This is a genomic window from Nocardia wallacei (assembly GCF_014466955.1).
Lineage (GTDB): Bacteria > Actinomycetota > Actinomycetes > Mycobacteriales > Mycobacteriaceae > Nocardia > Nocardia wallacei.
Genome location: NZ_AP023396.1, coordinates 2,077,556 through 2,093,561, shown reverse-complemented (window position 1 = coordinate 2,093,561; position 16,006 = coordinate 2,077,556). Strand labels below are relative to the sequence as shown.

Below are 16,006 nucleotides of genomic sequence, written 5' to 3'. Positions count from 1 at the left end.
CCCACGTTCAGGTTGCGTTGCGGCTGATTGGCCAGGGTGCTGAGGTATGGCTGCGCAACGTGCCGGGTTCTCCCGGCGGACACTGCTGCGTTCCGGTGCGGTAGGGCTGCTCGCCGGGCCGGGACTGGTGGCGTGTTCGGCGGACTCCGGACCCGGGCTGGTGCGGGAGCGGCCGAGCCTCACCCACGGCGTGGCGGTGGGCGATCCGCGCGGCGACGGCGCGCTGCTGTGGGCTCGGTCCGATCGACCGGCGAGACTGATCGTGGAGACGTCGGCCACCGAAACATTCACCGACGCAAGGCGTTTCGAGGGACCGCTGCTCACGCCCGCGACGGACGGCACCGGCCGCCTGCGCCTGGCCGGGCTGCCCGCCGGACAACGGGTGCACTATCGGGTGACGCTCGAAGGCGACGACGGCGCCACCTCGGAGGCGGTCACGGGCATGTTCCGCACCGCGCCCGCCACGGCCTCGGATCTGCGGTTGCTCTGGTCCGGCGACGTCGTCGGCCAGGGCTGGGGCAGCAACCCGGACCTCGGCGGCATGCGCATCTTCTCGGCCATGGCCGCCCGCGACCCGCATCTGTTCCTGCACTCCGGCGACGCCGTCTACGCCGACGGCCCCCTGCGGGAAACGGTGACACTGCCCGACGGCCGGATCTGGCGCAACGTGGTTACCGAGCCGAAAAGCGCTGTGGCACAGACCCTCGAGCAGTTCCGCGGCCAGTACGCCTACAACCTGCTCGACGAGAACTACCGCCGCTTCAACGCCGCGGTGGCCCAGGTCGTGCAGTGGGACGACCACGAGACGGTCAACAACTGGTACCCCGGCGGGCAGGTCGCCGCGACGAAGGGCTACGCCGAGCGCAGCATGGACGTCCTCGCCCAGCGCTCCTGGCAAGCCTTCCGCGAGTGGATGCCGCTGGATCCGGCCGAGGCCGCCGACGGCCGCCTCTATCGCAAGATCTCCTACGGCCCGCTGCTGGATGTGTTCGTCCTCGATATGCGCACCTACAAGGACGCCAACGACACCGACCGCGCCCCGGGCGGGAAGATCTTCGGCCCCGAGCAGACCCGGTGGCTGATCGACGGACTGCGAGATTCCCGCGCCACCTGGAAGATCGTCGCCAACGACCTGCCGCTCGGCCTGGTGGTCGAGGACGGCGAGCAGCCGGGCACCACGGCCTTCGAGGGCCCGGCCAACGCCGATCCGGGCGCCCCGGCGGGCCGCGAGACCGAGATCGCCCGGGTGCTGTCGTCGATCAGGGCGCACCGGGTCACCAACGTGGTGTGGCTGACCGCGGACGTGCATTACACAGCGGCACACCACTATTCGCCGGAGCGCGCCGCCTTCACCGACTTCGATCCGTTCTGGGAATTCGTGTCGGGACCGCTCAACGCCGGCGCGTTCGGCCCCAACGATCTAGACGGAACCTTCGGCCCCACAGCGGTTTTCGTGCACGCCCCGCCGACCCAGAACTCCTCACCGCTGGACGGCTACCAGCACTTCGGCGAGGTGTTCATCGACGGTGCCAGCCGTGAATTGACAGTCGATCTCCGGAATGCCGCCGGGGCGTCGCTGTTCACTCAGCGCCTCGCGCCGGCATAGTTGCCGAACGCCGGGCGGAACCGCTCGCCGCGGGACGCCGTCTAACCCCTAGAACCGACAGCACATCAGTCGAATTCGGCGCACGCCGAACGGGGAGTGGCACTATGAGCTTCGATGACAGCACTGCCGAGTCCGTCGAACAGCTGCGGCGGCGGATCGCCGACGCTTTGGACCGGCACGACGAGATCCGAGCCGCGCTGCCCGATGTCATCGAACAGCTGGGTGTCTACCGATCCACGGCGTCCTCGCCGGACGGTGCGGTAGATGTGACGGTCAACGCCGCGGGGTCCGTGGTCGATGTCCGCCTGGCAGCGGATGCTTTCCGCACCGGGAGCCCGGACTCGCTGAGCCGTAGCATCGCCGACACCGCTCACCGGGCGACGTGGCAGGCCCTCCGACACGTCGCGGACGTCTCGGCGGTCATGGCCGATTCGGCCGACGCCCTGGCCGAGTTGCCCGACCCGATACCGAATGCGAGCCTGCGGGATCTTCGAGAATCGTTGTGGCAGTTACCGAAGCCGCGGTCCGACCGGGCGGGCTCATGAGCGACGCCCGTCATGGGAGAGTCACTGCACGTCGATCCCGAGGGCCTGCGCGCGTACGGGGCCGCATTCCTTGATGCCGCCGATCGGGCACAGCAGATCTTCGACCGCCTCACGGACGCCCTGTCCGAGGCGGGCACCTGCTGGGGTGACGACGAGCCGGGGAAACAGTTCGCCGAGCACTACACACCGGACGCCGATCGCACCGTCGCCGGATTCCGGGAAGTCACGCGAGCGCTGCGTGAGCTGGGTGACGCCGTCACTGGTTCCTCATCCAGTTACAACGACGCGGATGTGGATTCCGCCGGCCGAATAACCGAGACGGGCGACGTGTCGGGCCGCCCGCGCGACGACGAACCGCCCCCTCGGTACCGGACGGCCGCGGCGAACGACCAGGCCGACGACGACCCGACCGGAACGGTCGATCCCGGCAAGCCGAGCACGCTGGACAGCACCGGCACCCCGAGCACGCACGACGCCACCGGCACGGTGGTAGCCGACGGCGCACCGACACGGCACGCCGACGAATCTGCCTTCGAACCTTCGGGATCTCCGTTCTCCGCGGGCCCTCCGCAGAATGCTGCCGCGGCCGGGCCCGAAGACCGCGGTACCCAACCGCGCCCGGGGCCGGGAATCCAGGCACCGACTCCCGCCGCTGACGACTCGCCGCCCTTCGGCGACCAGCCGCCACCGGCTGCGCCGCTGCCGCCGCGGTCAGCCGCCAGAGTGGGTGGCGGCGGGCAAGCACGGGTGAGCGGCCCAGCGGGCACCCCGTGGTCCGGGCCTCCGGGTACTTCCACCCCCTGGTCCGGGTTCGAGAGTCCGCCGCGTCCGTCGTCTCGCCTTCCCGCGGGACGTCCCCACCGGTCCGGGCGGGAGCGCCGAAGACACGTCGCGGTATCCACCAATCGAGACCCACGGGTATTGATCGCCGAGGCGCTGGCGGCGCGACGAGGGATCGCGGTCATGGGCTTCGACGCACCACACGTCGGCGAAGGCGCGGTACGGCAGTTCGCGGCAGCCGTCGACGACCTGCTGGACGCGTATCCCGCCCTCGGCCTTCGTACTGTTCGCATCGCCGAACTCGAGGAGACCGATGTGGTGCTGGCGGTTCGCGACTCGACGGCGGTCGAGACGATCGTGCTCAACCGCAGGTGGGCTGCCGACCCGCAGCGGCTCTCCGCGGTGAGCGCGAGTCCGGGTCCGGTCTATGACGCGGTAGTGCACGAAGTCGGCCGCGCCGCAGTCGATCTGGCGGCCCGGTCTGCCGCGGAGGCACGAAGACGGTGACACCGGGTAGGAGGCCCCGATGAGTTCGCTGCCGGAGGGGCTGCTTTCGAACAAGGCGGTCGAACTCGCTGTCGGACACTGGGCCGAGGGCGACGAATACTTGATGGGCCAGGTCAGCGAGGCCTGGTCGACCGCGGCGAAGGACTCACGGGAACTCGCCGATCACATCGACACGCTGAGCCGCTCGACCTCATCGAATCTGGACAGTGTCGCCGGAAACAAGCTGTCCGAGGCATCGACCACGCTCGCGGACGGCATGCGCCGGCTCGCGAGCGTCTGCGAGTCACTACGCACACAGGTTGCGGACGGGCAACGCGAGGTCCAGCTGTGCCATCACATCGTGACCCTCACCGCTATCACCCTCGCGGCTCAGCTCGCTGTGGATCTGGCCTTGTCGTTGTCTGGGGTCGGGGCGATCAAGGCCATCGCCGAGCAGCAGGCGGCTCGGCGGACGATGCAGGCGGCCTGGCGCGCGCTGGTCGAGAAACTCGCGGGCGACGGTGCAGCCGCGGCCGCCGCCCGGAGGGCGATGGTGCTCGGCGGCGGGCAGGGGCTCGTCGTGGACGGCGGGGCGCAGCTGTGGCAAGTGCTGGCCGACCACACCCGAACTGTGGACCAGATCAACTGGAACTCGATCGCGAAGTCGACGACGCTCGGCGTAGTGGGCGGATGGGCCGGGTATCAGGCCGGCAGCCGGGCGTCGCAGTGGGCCGCCAACCGGCTCGGCGCCGACCGGCTGGCCAGGCGTGTCCGAGTGCCCGGCACGTCGATGCTTTTCGCCCCCGCGCAACTACAGGCAAACCTCGTCGGCCTCGGAGCGGGCGGTGCGGCGGGCGGCGCACTCGGCGGCGCCGGCGCCTACGGCTGGGAACGCTTCATCAACCACAACTCGGGGGCGGGCCTGTGGGAGACGGTCAAAGCCGGTGTCGCGACCGGCGCGGCGAGCGCGGTACTCGGTGCGGGCAGCGTCTTCGTCCACGCCGCCCGGCCGGGTTCGGTGCGGCCGGGGTCCACCTCGACACAGAGTGAAGACCTACTCGCCACACTGCGGAGCGCGGGAACCGATACCCGCGCGCTGAGAACGAGCCTCAACGAACTGTCGACCAATGCCCTCGACAGCCCCGCCTTCCACCGGTTCGCAGCGGAAAACGATCTCTCCCCGGCAGATCCGGCGTACAAGGACAACGACTACGTCGACGCCGTGCACGAGATCAACAGGGTGATCGCGCGCGATGTCGGTCCCGAATTCGACACCGGCAGATTCGAACAAAATCTGTCGGCGCACGATCGGGTGCCCGCGCGTGGCACGGGCGACGAGGTGCGTATCGCTGATGCCTCTCCGGACGAGCGGACAGCGATCATCGCCCGGATGTTGCACGCGGGTGAGGATCCGCGCGCCGTGCTCACCGAACTGGACCGCCTCGGAATGTGGCATCAGGACACGGAGACACCCGCGACCCCGGACCACAACGAATCCGCATCATCGACACAACACGATTCACCGACCGACCACCCGGCCGCGCGAGCACGGACCGAACTGTACGACACGCTGAACGCGGCGGAATACCACGGAATCACCGATCCCAGGGCAACCGAAACCTCGGTAGAAGTCCTCGGCAGGCACCGCAGGGCCGCGCTCGAAGCCTGGACCGACGCCCTACCGCGACTGCGCGGCGAACTCGCCGCCGACCCGGAATTCCCAGGCCACCGCGAACTGCTCGACCGCATCGACGAATACGAGCGCAGTAATTCCGATTACGTGGAGCGGCGGAACGAACTCCAGAATCACCTTATCGCAGAAGTTCGCAACGGCAATCACATCCCCAACCCGTCCTACACCATGGCCGACGCACAAATTGTCCGGAACATACTGCTGGAAGCGCAGCGAGCCACGGTGACAGCGGACGAGTTCTCCCGGGTACTCCAGCACCTCCACGGACAGCGCGACTACCGCCACCTCGGCTCCGTACTGGGTGGAGTCAAAGAGGCCGCGACCAGAACCGCCGTGGCCAAAAGGCTTCTGACGGAAAGCCTCGGCCGCCACCTCGAGAACAACCCGGGCCTCACCCGGATCGACTTCAGCACGCAGAGACCGACCCTGCATCCAGCCCATCAAGCACACACAGCCGCCACCCTGGAGACAGCGGCCGCGCACAACCCCGCCGAACTCGGCCGCCGGATCACCCGGACCATATCCGACACCGGACTCGGCGCCGGCAGCATACCTGGCCCGCTGCTGATCCATCCCCCACCCGACGCCACCGAAACCAGTAACGCGCCCCGCCTTCAGGCTCATCTCGACCACACTGCCGGATCGCTTGTGGAGCGTATCCGGCAGGAAGGGGTCAGCACCTGGTCCCCAGATCCGCACCACTTCAGCATCACCGATGCCTATATCCTGTCCCAGGCTTTAGCCCGTCTGGAACTCGAATCGTTCGGCCCGGTGCGCGCGCTCGACAGCCACTATCTCGAAAGCGTTCTGCTGAACAATCCGCAGCAGGTCATCATCGCGTCCGCGCCGTCCCTCGACGGGGGCCCATGGCACCCGGACGACGTGGTCGGCTACTGCGAATACGAGGTAGGTCATCAGGACCATGGCTATGTCGTTCCCCCCGACGAGGGTTATGTCAGCGGGATCTGTGTGGCGTCCGCGTGCCGCGGCCTCGGCATCTCACGCAGACTCATCGAGCAGACCTTCTGGAGCCTGTTCGTCGACCGCGAAGTCTCCAGGGTCGTGATGACGATGCGACCGAACAATACGGAAATGCGATCGCTGGTCGAATCCATGGGCCTGCGAGTCAGCCGCGAACTCGACGGCGACATCTACGGCGACGGCCAGCCCCGAGTGGAGATGGCGTTGACCCCGGAAACCTGGATCGCCTACCTCCGATCCAGGAACAGGCCCCTTCCGCCGGGCGCGTGGCCCGGAAAGCCCGACGACGAACCGTGATTCAGAAGTCCCAGTCCTCGTCCTCGGTGTTCACGGCCTTGCCGATCACATAGCTCGAGCCCGAGCCGGAGAAGAAGTCGTGGTTCTCGTCGGCGTTGGGTGACAGGGCGGAGAGGATGGCGGGGTTGACCTCCGTCTCGTCCTTGGGGAACAGCCCCTCGTAGCCGAGGTTCATGAGCGCCTTGTTGGCGTTGTAGCGCAGGAACTTCTTGACGTCCTCGGTCAGGCCGACCTCGTCGTAGAGGTCCTGGGTGTACTCGACCTCGTTCTCGTACAGCTCGAACAGCAACTCGAAGGTGTAGTTCTTCAGCTCTTCCTGTTCGGCCTGCGTCAGCTGCTCGAGGCCCTTCTGGTACTTGTAGCCGATGTAGTACCCGTGCACGGCCTCGTCGCGGATGATCAGGCGGATCAGGTCGGCGGTGTTGGTGAGCTTGGCGCGCGAGGACCAGTACATCGGCAGGTAGAAGCCGGAGTAGAACAGAAAACTCTCCAGCAGCGTGGACGCCACCTTGCGCTTCAGCGGCTCGTCGCCCCGGTAGTAGTCGAGCACGATCTCGGCCTTGCGCTGCAGGTTGCGGTTCTCCTCCGACCAGCGGAAGGCGTCGTCGATATCGCGAGTCGAGCACAGCGTGGAGAAGATCGAGCTGTAGCTCTTGGCGTGCACCGATTCCATGAAGGCGATGTTGGTGAGCACCGCTTCCTCGTGCGGGGTCAGCGCATCGGGGATCAGGCTCACCGCGCCGACCGTGCCCTGGATGGTGTCCAGCAGCGTCAGACCGGTGAAAACCCGCATGGTCAACTGCTTTTCGTGGTCGGTCAGCGTGGCCCACGACGGAATGTCGTTGGACACCGGAACCTTCTCCGGCAACCAGAAGTTGCCGACCAACCGGTCCCAGACCTCGGCATCCTTCTCGTCGGGCACCCGATTCCAGTTGATCGCAGACACTCGGTCGATCAGCTTCACGCGCCGCTCACTCACCCTTCTCACATCACCGGACCGCGGGGTTTTCCCTCGCCCTGGAACACTACTACTGGGGTACCGAAACAACATGTAACACAACAAGTTGTGTCTTGTGCCGTACAGCACGTCCACCGCGAGTATGCGGCGACTCAGCCCGGGCCGCACCGTCGCCGAGCCACCGCACATCGTGCCACGCATCCCGGTCGAACTCGCATCGCCGAGGAGTGCCAGCAGTTTGCCAGACCCCTGAGCCACTCGGCCGGAGGCCACCCCGTGCTCGGAACCCGACGAAATCAGCGATACCGGCGACCGTCCCTGTCCAAAGGCATGCCTATCCCATCCGAATACATACCTATGCACCGTTGGGAACACGGCCGGAATCCAGAAAGCTAGTGTCGGCCGGCGGAACTACAGAGCTGTCATTCGAATGACAGATCAACCATTGGTCGGGGAGGATATTGATGGCTGCGTCGGTAGAGGCAGAGAGTGATCGCATCGTCATCACGGGAATAGGTGTGGAGGCTCCGGGGGACGTGGACGATTTGCCATCCCTCTGGGAGGCGCTGGCCGGCGGGCGTGAGTTGATCGGTCCTTTTCCGCGTGACCGAGGATGGCGGCTCGACGGAGTCGGTGCGGCATCGGCCGGCAGCACCGTGGTGCCGGATGCGGGTGGATTCCTCTCCGAGGCAACGAGATTCGACCCGGAGTTCTTCGGGATCAGGTTGTCGGAGGCGCGGGTTGCGATGGACCCGCAGCAATGGGTGGCGCTCCGGGTCGCCTGGCGGGCGCTGGAGAACGCGGGTGTCAATCCGGGCAAAGTGAAGGGCGAGGCTTGTGGCTCCTTCGTCGGAGCGTCATATAACGAGCATCGGGGCCGTTCCGGTATGACACTCGCGGCGATTTCGGGCCGAATTTCGCACTGCCTGGGTCTGTACGGTCCCGCGATCAGCGTGGACACGGCATGTGCGTCCGGTTTGACTGCTTTGCATTCGGCGGCGGCCGCGATCCGCGACGGCGATTGTGAGTGGGCGCTGGCGGGTGCTGTGTGCGTGATGGGTCAGCCGTCGGCATTTTTCGAATCCGCGAAGGTGAACGGGCTGGCCACCGACGGCCACTGCCGGTCGTTCGCGGAGGGAGCGTCGGGAACTGTCTGGGCCGAAGGCGCGGCGGTAGTGGTTCTCGAGCGTGAATCCCGCGCCCGGCGGCTGGGGCATCGGGTGTACGGGAGAATCTTGGCTTCGCAGGTCAACCACAACGGCAGTGGTCGGCGGATCATTCTGCCCAGTGCCACGGCACAGGAACGGCTGATCCACCAGACCATCGAGCGGGCCGGAATCGGAATCGGCGACGTGGGGCTCATCGAGGGACATGGCGCGGCCACTCGCGCCGGAGACAGTGTCGAGATCACGGCATTGCAGCAAACATACGGATCGGCGCAGCGCCACCATCGTGGTGGCCCGGTTCTCGGCTCGGTGAAATCCAATCTCGGCCATACGCAAGCCGCGGCGGGCATGCTCGGGTTGGTCAAGATGCTGCTGTGCGGTGCGCGGGGCGCGATCGCGCCGAGCGTGTTCTCCGAAAACCCGACCACGAAGGTGGACTGGGCCGGCAGCAACCTGCGCTTGGCGGCCGAGCTCGAGCCCTGGCAACCCCACGGCGGCCTACGGTACGGAGCCATCTCATCGTTCGGGCTGGCCGGAACGAACGCGCACCTGCTGCTTGCCATGCCCGAGTTGGAACAGTGAATCGGCCGGGGACCTCAGATTCCCAGCACGACCTTGGCGGTCGTGAAGTAGATGACGAGCCCTGTCGCGTCGACCAGAGTGGTCACCATGGGGGCGGAGATCACCGCTGGATCGATGCGGAGTTTCTTGGCCAGCAGGGGCATGGTGCCGCCGATGGTGGCCGCCCAGCCGCAGATGATGATCAGGGTGATGCCTACGACGAGGGCTATGTCGGCGCTGACGAACACCCCGCCGATCACCATGCCGACGGCGGCCAGCATCGACCCGAGCACCAGGCCGACCCGGCATTCCCGCCAGATCACCCGCAGCAGATCCGATACCCGTACCTCACCGACGGCCAAGGCGCGGACACAGGAGGTCGCCGCTTGCGCGCCCGCGTTGCCGCCCGCGCCGATGAGCAGCGGGATGAACAGCGCCAAGTGGGCGGCCTGCGCGAGAGTGGCCTCGAAGGCATCGGTCACCGAGACCGTCAGCGTCGCCGCGACCAGCAGCAACAGCAGCCACATCGCGCGGTAGCGGGCCAGCTGGAACACCCCGGCGGCCATGTAGTGACCGGCCCAGGGCGCGGCCCCGGCCTGGCGCGCCACGTCCTCGCTGTCGGCCGCCTCGATGACCTCCACCGCGTCGTCGATGGTCAGCAGCCCGACCAGGCGGTCCTCGCTGTCGACCACCGGCAGGTTGATCAGGTTCGTCTCCCGCATCAGCCGCGCGGCCTTCTCCGCCGCGTCGGTCGCGCGCGCGAACACCGGCTCGGTGACCACCAGATCCGACACCATCGCCTCGGGCGCGCTGAGCACCAGCTCACGCAGCTCGACAATGCCGATCAGCCGACGGCCCAGATCGACCACGGGCAGCGTGTAGACCGTCTCCGCGCCGACGCCCTTCACCCGGACCATCTGCAGCGCCTGCGCGACGGTCAACTGTCGCGGCAGCGCGACGACTTCCGGCGTCATGTACCGGCCGACGGACCCCTCCGGATAGCCGAGCAGCGCGGCGGTCATGCGGCGCTCGTGCGGGCTCAGCCCGGCAAGCACCTTCTTGGCGACCTTGGCGGGGGCCTCGCGCAGCATGCGGGCGCGGTCGTCGGGATCCATCTCCTCGACGAGTTCACGGAACGCCTGGCCGCGCAGCCCGGACAGGATCTGCTGCTGGTCGACGGGTTCGAGTTCCTCGAAAACCGCCAGCGCCCGATCCTTGTCGAGCAGCCGGAACGCCAGCCCGGCCGGGACCGCGTCCATGCGGGCGAGCTGGTCGGCGATCAGGTGCGGGGCATGCTCGTCCAGCCACGCCTGGGTGGCCTCGACGCGGCCGCAGTCCACGACATCCTGCAGCGACTCCACGCGCGGGGTCTCGTGGGTTTCGGCGGGCTCGGCCGCGGCGGTTACGGGAGCAGCGACGGACAGATCGGTCAGCGACATGGCAGAACCTCGGCACAACGGCATGCATCACTACGGCATGCAGCGGAAAGGAAGACACCGGATCACACCGCGGGGCGCCACCCCGGACTGCCGTCGAACTACCGGCTGTGCATCTGGGGGACGCCGCGCGGCCTTCGACTCGGGGGCTCGCTACGCATAGCAACCCACCTCCTCGGTCGATACCGCTCTCGTCATGTGCGCCGTCCGCCTGCGGCGAACGCAGCCACCGGCAGCCTATCCGCCGATGACGCAAAGCATTCCACAGCAGGATACGCGCATGTCCAACTCGACGCGCCAGCAGGGACACAACGTCGACGCGTCGAGTTCCCGCCGACGTGACGTCCGTCTCGATCGGCGCTGTGCGAACTACCGTCCGGCGGACGGCGTGAGTGGCGGGTGGGCCCGGATGCCGGAGTCGGGCAGATTCGCGTAGTCGGGCAGTTCGACGCCGTTGAGTGCGCGATCGATGAGGGCGGCGAACCATTCGCCTTCGAAATCGACGGTATGCTCGGCGTCCGGCTCGGGGGCGAGGCTGTGCACGTGGAGGCGGCCGATTTCCTGGTTGGCCTCGACGAACGGGCGCATGCTCGCCTCGTAGGCGGCGAATCCGGCCCGGGGGTTCCATTCGGCGGCGGCCAGTTCTCCGGCCAGCAGGTAGGCGCCGATCAGGGCCATCCCGGTGCCCGCGCCGGACATCGGCGATGCGCTGAACGCCGCGTCTCCGATCAGCCCGACCCGCCCGTTGGACCAGCGGTCCATCACTACCTGGGCGACTTGATCGAGATAGAAGTCCGGGGTGTCGTCCAGGTGCGCGAGGATGTCCGGGGTCAGCCAGCCCAGCCCGGCCATCCGCTCGCGCAGCAGGCGCTTCTGGCCCTCGATGTCGCGGTAGTCGACGTCGAAGTCGGCCGCGGGGAAGGAGAGCATGGCTATCGCGCGGGCGGCGTCGGGGACCGGGCGCAGGCCGGCGGAGCGCCCGGACTCCTGGAAGTCGAGCATCCAGCGGTCCAGCCCGAACTCGTTGGGCACGCTGTAGAAGGCCAGTACGAGTCCGAGATGGCGGACGAACCGCTCGTGCGGCCCGAAGACCATCGCCCGCAACGCCGAGTGCAGCCCGTCGGCCCCTACCACCAGATCGAAGCGCCGCCGGGCGCCACCGGCGAAGGTGACGTCGACACCGTCGGCGTCCTGCGTGAGTTCGGCGATGCGGTCGCCGAAGAGGTACTCGACATCGTCGCGGGTGTCGTCGTAGAGCACCCGCGACAGGTCCCCGCGCAGGATCTCGATCTCCGAGATGTACCCGTCACCGCCGTGGTCTTCCGCGCGATAGGTCTCGAGCACGTTCCCGTCCGCGTCCACGGTGTGCGCACCCGCGGTGTCGGTACAGGCCGCGCGCACCGCCGCGGCCAGCCCCATCCGCCCGATGACGTCCTTGGCGACTCCGCGCGCGTCCACCGCCTGGCCGCCGGGACGCAGCTCGGGGGCGCGCTCCACCACGGTCACCTCGGCGCCCCGCCGGTGCAACCAGTGGGCCAGCGCCGGCCCCGCGATGCTCGCCCCCGCCACCAGAACCCTGATACCACTCACAGTTCCCCCTCCGCACTCGTCCGCATCCCGCTGCCTCCATGTCTTTCCGCCTGCCCCGGAACGGTTCCGGCGCACGCCCACCGCTGTGGGTGCATCCAGGGGTATCGACTACGGACCGACAGGAAATTCATCGGTGCGGCGTCCCGGCCGGGGCCTAGAAGAGATCCGGCGTCGACGGCACCACATCGTCGAGGAACGCGGTCACCATCGGCGCCAGTACCGCCGACTCGCCGAAGATGCCGATATGCGACATCGCGGGCAGAATTGCCAAGCGCGCGACGGGTATTCGCCGCAGTGCCCCCGTCGCGGCCGCTTCCTCGTCGCCGCCACCGCGCAGCGTGAACATCGATAGCGCGTGCTCGGGCCGCACCGCGTCCGCGTCGCCGGCGATGACCATCGTCTTCGCGGCGATCGAACGCAGCTGCTCGTCGCTGACGTTCTGGTCGTCGATGCTCAGGACCTTCATCTTCTCGAGGTAGACCTCGAACGCCGCGGGGTCCGGAGTGTGCTCCTCGAATGCCTTCTCGACCGCCGTACCGGCGAAGTCCGCGACGCTCAGTCCCCGGATGCCCTCCAGCACCGCCGGGTACCAGCCGTCGGCGCGGTAGGAAGCCGACAACGAGACGAGCTTGTCGACCAGGCTCGGATGCCGGAGCGCGAGTTGCAGCGCGACCCCACCGCCCTGGGAGTAGCCCAGCACAGCCGCGCGCTCGATTTCCAACGCGCGCAGCAACGCCGCGGCGTCGTCGGCGAACTGCTCGAAGGACATCTCGCGCGAGGTGTCCGGGGTGCGGCCGTGCCCTTGCTGATCGAACACGATCACGGTGCGCGTGCCCGCGAAGGCGGACACCCACGACGCCATCGAGCCGGTGGCCATGAACCCGCCCGGAATCAGCAGCAGCGGAAACGTTTTCGACTCGCCGCCGTACACCTCGTAATAGATGTTCAGGCCGTTGAGCGGCAAGTGACCGCTGCGCGTGGGCGTCATCGCCGTCACTGCGAGTCGTCCCGCGCGTCGCCGGTGCCGAAATCCGGCGGTGCCTGCAGGTCGTGAGCGCGGAACAGGACGGCATGCGCGACGCCCATGGCCTTGCCGCTCATCGCGGTGAACTGCGGGATGAAGTCGGCGGGGGCGGGATGGTCCGGGAGCGCGGCGAGATAGGCGGCGTGCGCCTCGAGCGAGGCGACGCCGCGGCGCAGCGGCTCGCCCGTGACGTCGACGCCGTGGGTCACCGAGTCCCCCAGCCCGGGAACGAGATACCAGCGCACGGAATGCGGTTCGAGGTCCTCCTCGTCGATCTGTTCCGGGAAGACCCACCGGTTGCCCGCGTCGCGCAGCGCGTCGAGCGTCGCGAGCCCGGCCGCGCGGTGGTCGGCCTGATCGAAACCGTAAGGCGTCTCGACATCGAAACTCGCGCCGAGCACGACGTCGGGCTGGAACCGGCGGATCTCGCGGCAGATGTCCCGGCGCAGGTCCAGCCCGTAGACGAGCACACCGTCCGGATGTTCGAGGACGGTCAGGTGCTCGACACCGACGGCGGCGCAGGCGGCCCGCTGCTCGGCGACCCGCAGGCGCGCGGTCTCCTCGGGCGGGTTCGGCATACCGGCCTCGCCGCGCGTGAGCAGCAGATAACCGACCTCGATGCCGCGGGCGGTCCAGCGCGCGACCGCAGCGGACGTGCCGTACTCCATGTCGTCGGGATGCGCGACGACACAGAGCACGCGCCGGAAGGACTCCTCGGGGAGTGCGGGCAATGTCATGCCTACACCCTTACAGCATGCAACTGACACATCCCTCGACTTCCGTACCCTCCAAGGCCATTTGGCGGATACGGATGTAGTACAGCGTCTTGATGCCCTTGCGCCAGGCATAGATCTGGGCGCGGTTGACGTCGCGGGTGGTGGCGGTGTCCTTGAAGAACAAGGTCAGCGACAGGCCCTGGTCCACGTGCTGGGTGGCGGCGGCGTAGGTGTCGATGATCTTCTCGTAGCCGATCTCGTAGGCGTCCTCGAAATAGTCGAGGTTGTCGTTGTCGAGATAGGGCGCCGGGTAGTAGACGCGGCCGATCTTGCCTTCCTTGCGGATCTCGATCTTCGACGCCACCGGGTGGATCGAGCTGGTGGAGTGGTTGATGTAGGAGATCGAGCCCGTGGGCGGCACGGCCTGCAGATTCTGGTTGTAGAGACCGTGGGCCATCACCGAGGACTTCAGTTCGCGCCAGTCGTCCTGCGTCGGGATGTGCACGCCGGCGTCGGCGAAGATCTGCCGCACCCGCTCGGTCGCCGGTTCCCACACCTGCTCGGTGTACTTGTCGAAGTATTCGCCGCTGGCGTATTTCGACTCCGGGAAGCCGCCGAAGTACTGCCCGCGTTCGATGGCCAGCTTGTTCGACGCCCGAATCGCGTGATAGGCGACCGTATAGAAGTAGATGTTGGTGAAATCCACACCTTCTTCGGACCCGTAGTGCACCCGCTCCCGCGCCAGGTACCCGTGCAGGTTCATCTGCCCCAGGCCGATGGCGTGGGATTGGTTGTTGCCCTGCTCGATCGAGGGCACCGAGTGGATATGGGTCTGGTCCGAGACCGCGGTCAGCGCGCGGATCGCCGTCTCCACGGTCTTGCCGAAATCCGGCGAGTCCATCGTCTTGGCGATGTTCAGCGAACCCAGATTGCACGAAATATCCTTGCCCACAACGGCATAGGACAGATCGTCGTTGAATACCGACGGCGTGGAGACCTGCAGGATCTCCGAGCACAGGTTGGAGTGGGTGATCTTGCCGGCGATCGGGTTGGCCCGGTTCACCGTGTCCTCGTACATGATGTACGGGTAGCCCGATTCGAACTGCAACTCGGCGATGGTCTGGAAGAACTCGCGCGCGTTGATCTTCGACTTGCGAATGCGCTTGTCGTCGACCATCTCGTGGTACTTCTCGGTGACATTGATGTCGGCGAACGGCACGCCGTAGATGCGCTCGACGTCGTAGGGCGAGAACAGGTACATGTCCTCGTTCTTCTTCGCCAGCTCGAAGGTGATGTCGGGAATCACCACGCCCAGCGACAGCGTCTTGATACGGATCTTCTCGTCCGCGTTCTCACGCTTGGTGTCGAGGAAGCGGTAGATATCCGGATGGTGCGCATGCAGATACACCGCACCCGCCCCCTGCCGCGCCCCGAGCTGGTTGGCGTAGGAGAACGAATCCTCCAGCAGCTTCATGATCGGAATAACGCCCGAGGACTGGTTCTCGATCTTCTTGATCGGCGCACCGTGCTCACGAATATTGCTGAGCAGCAACGCGACCCCGCCACCCCGCTTGGACAGCTGCAACGCCGAGTTGATGGAGCGCCCGATGGACTCCATGTTGTCCTCGATGCGAAGGAGGAAACAGCTCACCGGCTCGCCGCGCTGTTTCTTGCCCGAGTTGAGGAAGGTGGGGGTGGCGGGTTGGAAGCGGCCGTCGATGATTTCCTCGACCAGTTCCGACGCCAGGGTCTCGTCACCGGCGGCGAGGGTCAGGGCGACCATGCAGACGCGGTCCTCGAAGCGCTCCAGGTAGCGCTTGCCGTCGAAGGTCTTCAGCGTGTACGAGGTGTAGTACTTGAATGCGCCGAGGAAGGTCGGGAACCGGAACTTCTTGGCGTACGCCTGCTGGAACAGCTTCTTCACGAACGACCGGCTGTACTGCTCGAGCACCTCGGCCTCGTAATAGTTCTCCTCGACGAGGTAGTCGAGCTTCTCGTCGAGGTTGTGGAAGAAGACCGTGTTCTGGTTGACGTGCTGCAGGAAGTACTGGTTGGCGGCCTCGCGGTCCTTGTCGAACTGAATCTCGCCGTTGGGGCCGTAGAGATTCAGCATCGCGTTGAGGGCGTGGTAGTCCAAGCCCTCGGTCGACGGGTCGCTCGTCACCGG

General features: G+C 67.0%; 11 protein-coding genes. 5 read left to right on the top strand and 6 right to left on the bottom strand.

The features are described 5' to 3' along the window. Positions 1–46 precede the first annotated feature (46 nt). From NWFMUON74_RS09430 to NWFMUON74_RS09415, 4 genes are all read left to right on the top strand, one after another. Positions 47–1,606, top strand: a complete 1,560-nt coding sequence (locus NWFMUON74_RS09430; RefSeq protein WP_187687449.1) for an alkaline phosphatase D family protein — start codon at positions 47–49, stop codon at positions 1,604–1,606. A 104-nt stretch (positions 1,607–1,710) separates the two neighbouring features. After that, the gene (locus NWFMUON74_RS09425) at positions 1,711–2,151 is read left to right on the top strand and encodes a YbaB/EbfC family nucleoid-associated protein (protein ID WP_187687448.1); all 441 of its coding nucleotides are present in this window, start codon (positions 1,711–1,713) and stop codon (positions 2,149–2,151) included. A 12-nt stretch (positions 2,152–2,163) separates the two neighbouring features. Next, positions 2,164–3,438 (top strand): WXG100 family type VII secretion target, encoded by a 1,275-nt coding sequence (locus NWFMUON74_RS09420; protein WP_187687447.1) that lies wholly within the window; start codon positions 2,164–2,166, stop codon positions 3,436–3,438. Between the two features lie 454 nt (positions 3,439–3,892). Next, entirely contained in the window at positions 3,893–6,388 is a 2,496-nt protein-coding gene (locus NWFMUON74_RS09415; protein WP_425301967.1) for a GNAT family N-acetyltransferase, read from the top strand. Position 6,389: 1 nt separating this feature from the next. On the opposite strand, the gene nrdF is transcribed toward NWFMUON74_RS09415, so the two are convergent. Beyond that, positions 6,390–7,352, bottom strand: coding sequence for a class 1b ribonucleoside-diphosphate reductase subunit beta (gene nrdF / locus NWFMUON74_RS09410; RefSeq protein ID WP_187689038.1), 963 nt, complete (start codon positions 7,350–7,352; stop codon positions 6,390–6,392). A 458-nt stretch (positions 7,353–7,810) separates the two neighbouring features. Between nrdF and NWFMUON74_RS09405 the strand changes: the two genes are divergently transcribed. Beyond that, positions 7,811–9,094 carry a beta-ketoacyl [acyl carrier protein] synthase domain-containing protein gene (locus tag NWFMUON74_RS09405; protein WP_187687445.1) on the top strand — a complete coding sequence of 428 codons (1,284 nt, stop codon included), beginning with the start codon at positions 7,811–7,813 and terminating at the stop codon, positions 9,092–9,094. Between the two features lie 14 nt (positions 9,095–9,108). Here the strand turns inward: NWFMUON74_RS09405 and mgtE are convergent, their stop codons facing one another. The 5 genes from mgtE to nrdE all read right to left on the bottom strand — a co-directional run bounded on the left by mgtE (position 9,109) and on the right by nrdE (position 16,003). Next, entirely contained in the window at positions 9,109–10,512 is a 1,404-nt protein-coding gene (gene mgtE, locus NWFMUON74_RS09400) for a magnesium transporter (protein WP_187687444.1), read from the bottom strand. Positions 10,513–10,878: 366 nt separating this feature from the next. Continuing rightward, entirely contained in the window at positions 10,879–12,099 is a 1,221-nt protein-coding gene (locus tag NWFMUON74_RS09395; RefSeq protein WP_187687443.1) for an FAD-dependent monooxygenase, read from the bottom strand. A 154-nt stretch (positions 12,100–12,253) separates the two neighbouring features. Continuing rightward, positions 12,254–13,087 carry an alpha/beta fold hydrolase gene (locus NWFMUON74_RS09390; RefSeq protein WP_187687442.1) on the bottom strand — a complete coding sequence of 278 codons (834 nt, stop codon included), beginning with the start codon at positions 13,085–13,087 and terminating at the stop codon, positions 12,254–12,256. A gap of 5 nt (positions 13,088–13,092) precedes the next feature. Beyond that, on the bottom strand, positions 13,093–13,860 hold the full coding sequence (locus NWFMUON74_RS09385) for a PIG-L deacetylase family protein (RefSeq protein WP_187687441.1): 768 nt from the start codon (positions 13,858–13,860) through the stop codon (positions 13,093–13,095). Between the two features lie 10 nt (positions 13,861–13,870). Continuing rightward, positions 13,871–16,003, bottom strand: coding sequence for a class 1b ribonucleoside-diphosphate reductase subunit alpha (gene nrdE, locus NWFMUON74_RS09380; RefSeq protein WP_187687440.1), 2,133 nt, complete (start codon positions 16,001–16,003; stop codon positions 13,871–13,873). Positions 16,004–16,006 lie beyond the last annotated feature (3 nt).

Excerpts from the sequence above, each read along its gene's own strand:
- NWFMUON74_RS09430 (WP_187687449.1), top strand. The coding sequence starts at position 47 with ATGGCTGCGCAACGTGCCGGGTTCTCCCGGCGGACACTGCTGCGTTCC.
- NWFMUON74_RS09425 (WP_187687448.1), top strand. The coding sequence starts at position 1,711 with ATGAGCTTCGATGACAGCACTGCCGAGTCCGTCGAACAGCTGCGGCGG.
- mgtE (WP_187687444.1), bottom strand. The coding sequence starts at position 10,512 with ATGTCGCTGACCGATCTGTCCGTCGCTGCTCCCGTAACCGCCGCGGCC.
- NWFMUON74_RS09385 (WP_187687441.1), bottom strand. The coding sequence starts at position 13,860 with ATGACATTGCCCGCACTCCCCGAGGAGTCCTTCCGGCGCGTGCTCTGT.
- NWFMUON74_RS09390 (WP_187687442.1), bottom strand. The coding sequence starts at position 13,087 with ATGACGCCCACGCGCAGCGGTCACTTGCCGCTCAACGGCCTGAACATC.
- NWFMUON74_RS09420 (WP_187687447.1), top strand. The coding sequence starts at position 2,164 with ATGGGAGAGTCACTGCACGTCGATCCCGAGGGCCTGCGCGCGTACGGG.
- NWFMUON74_RS09405 (WP_187687445.1), top strand. The coding sequence starts at position 7,811 with ATGGCTGCGTCGGTAGAGGCAGAGAGTGATCGCATCGTCATCACGGGA.
- NWFMUON74_RS09415 (WP_425301967.1), top strand. The coding sequence starts at position 3,893 with ATGCAGGCGGCCTGGCGCGCGCTGGTCGAGAAACTCGCGGGCGACGGT.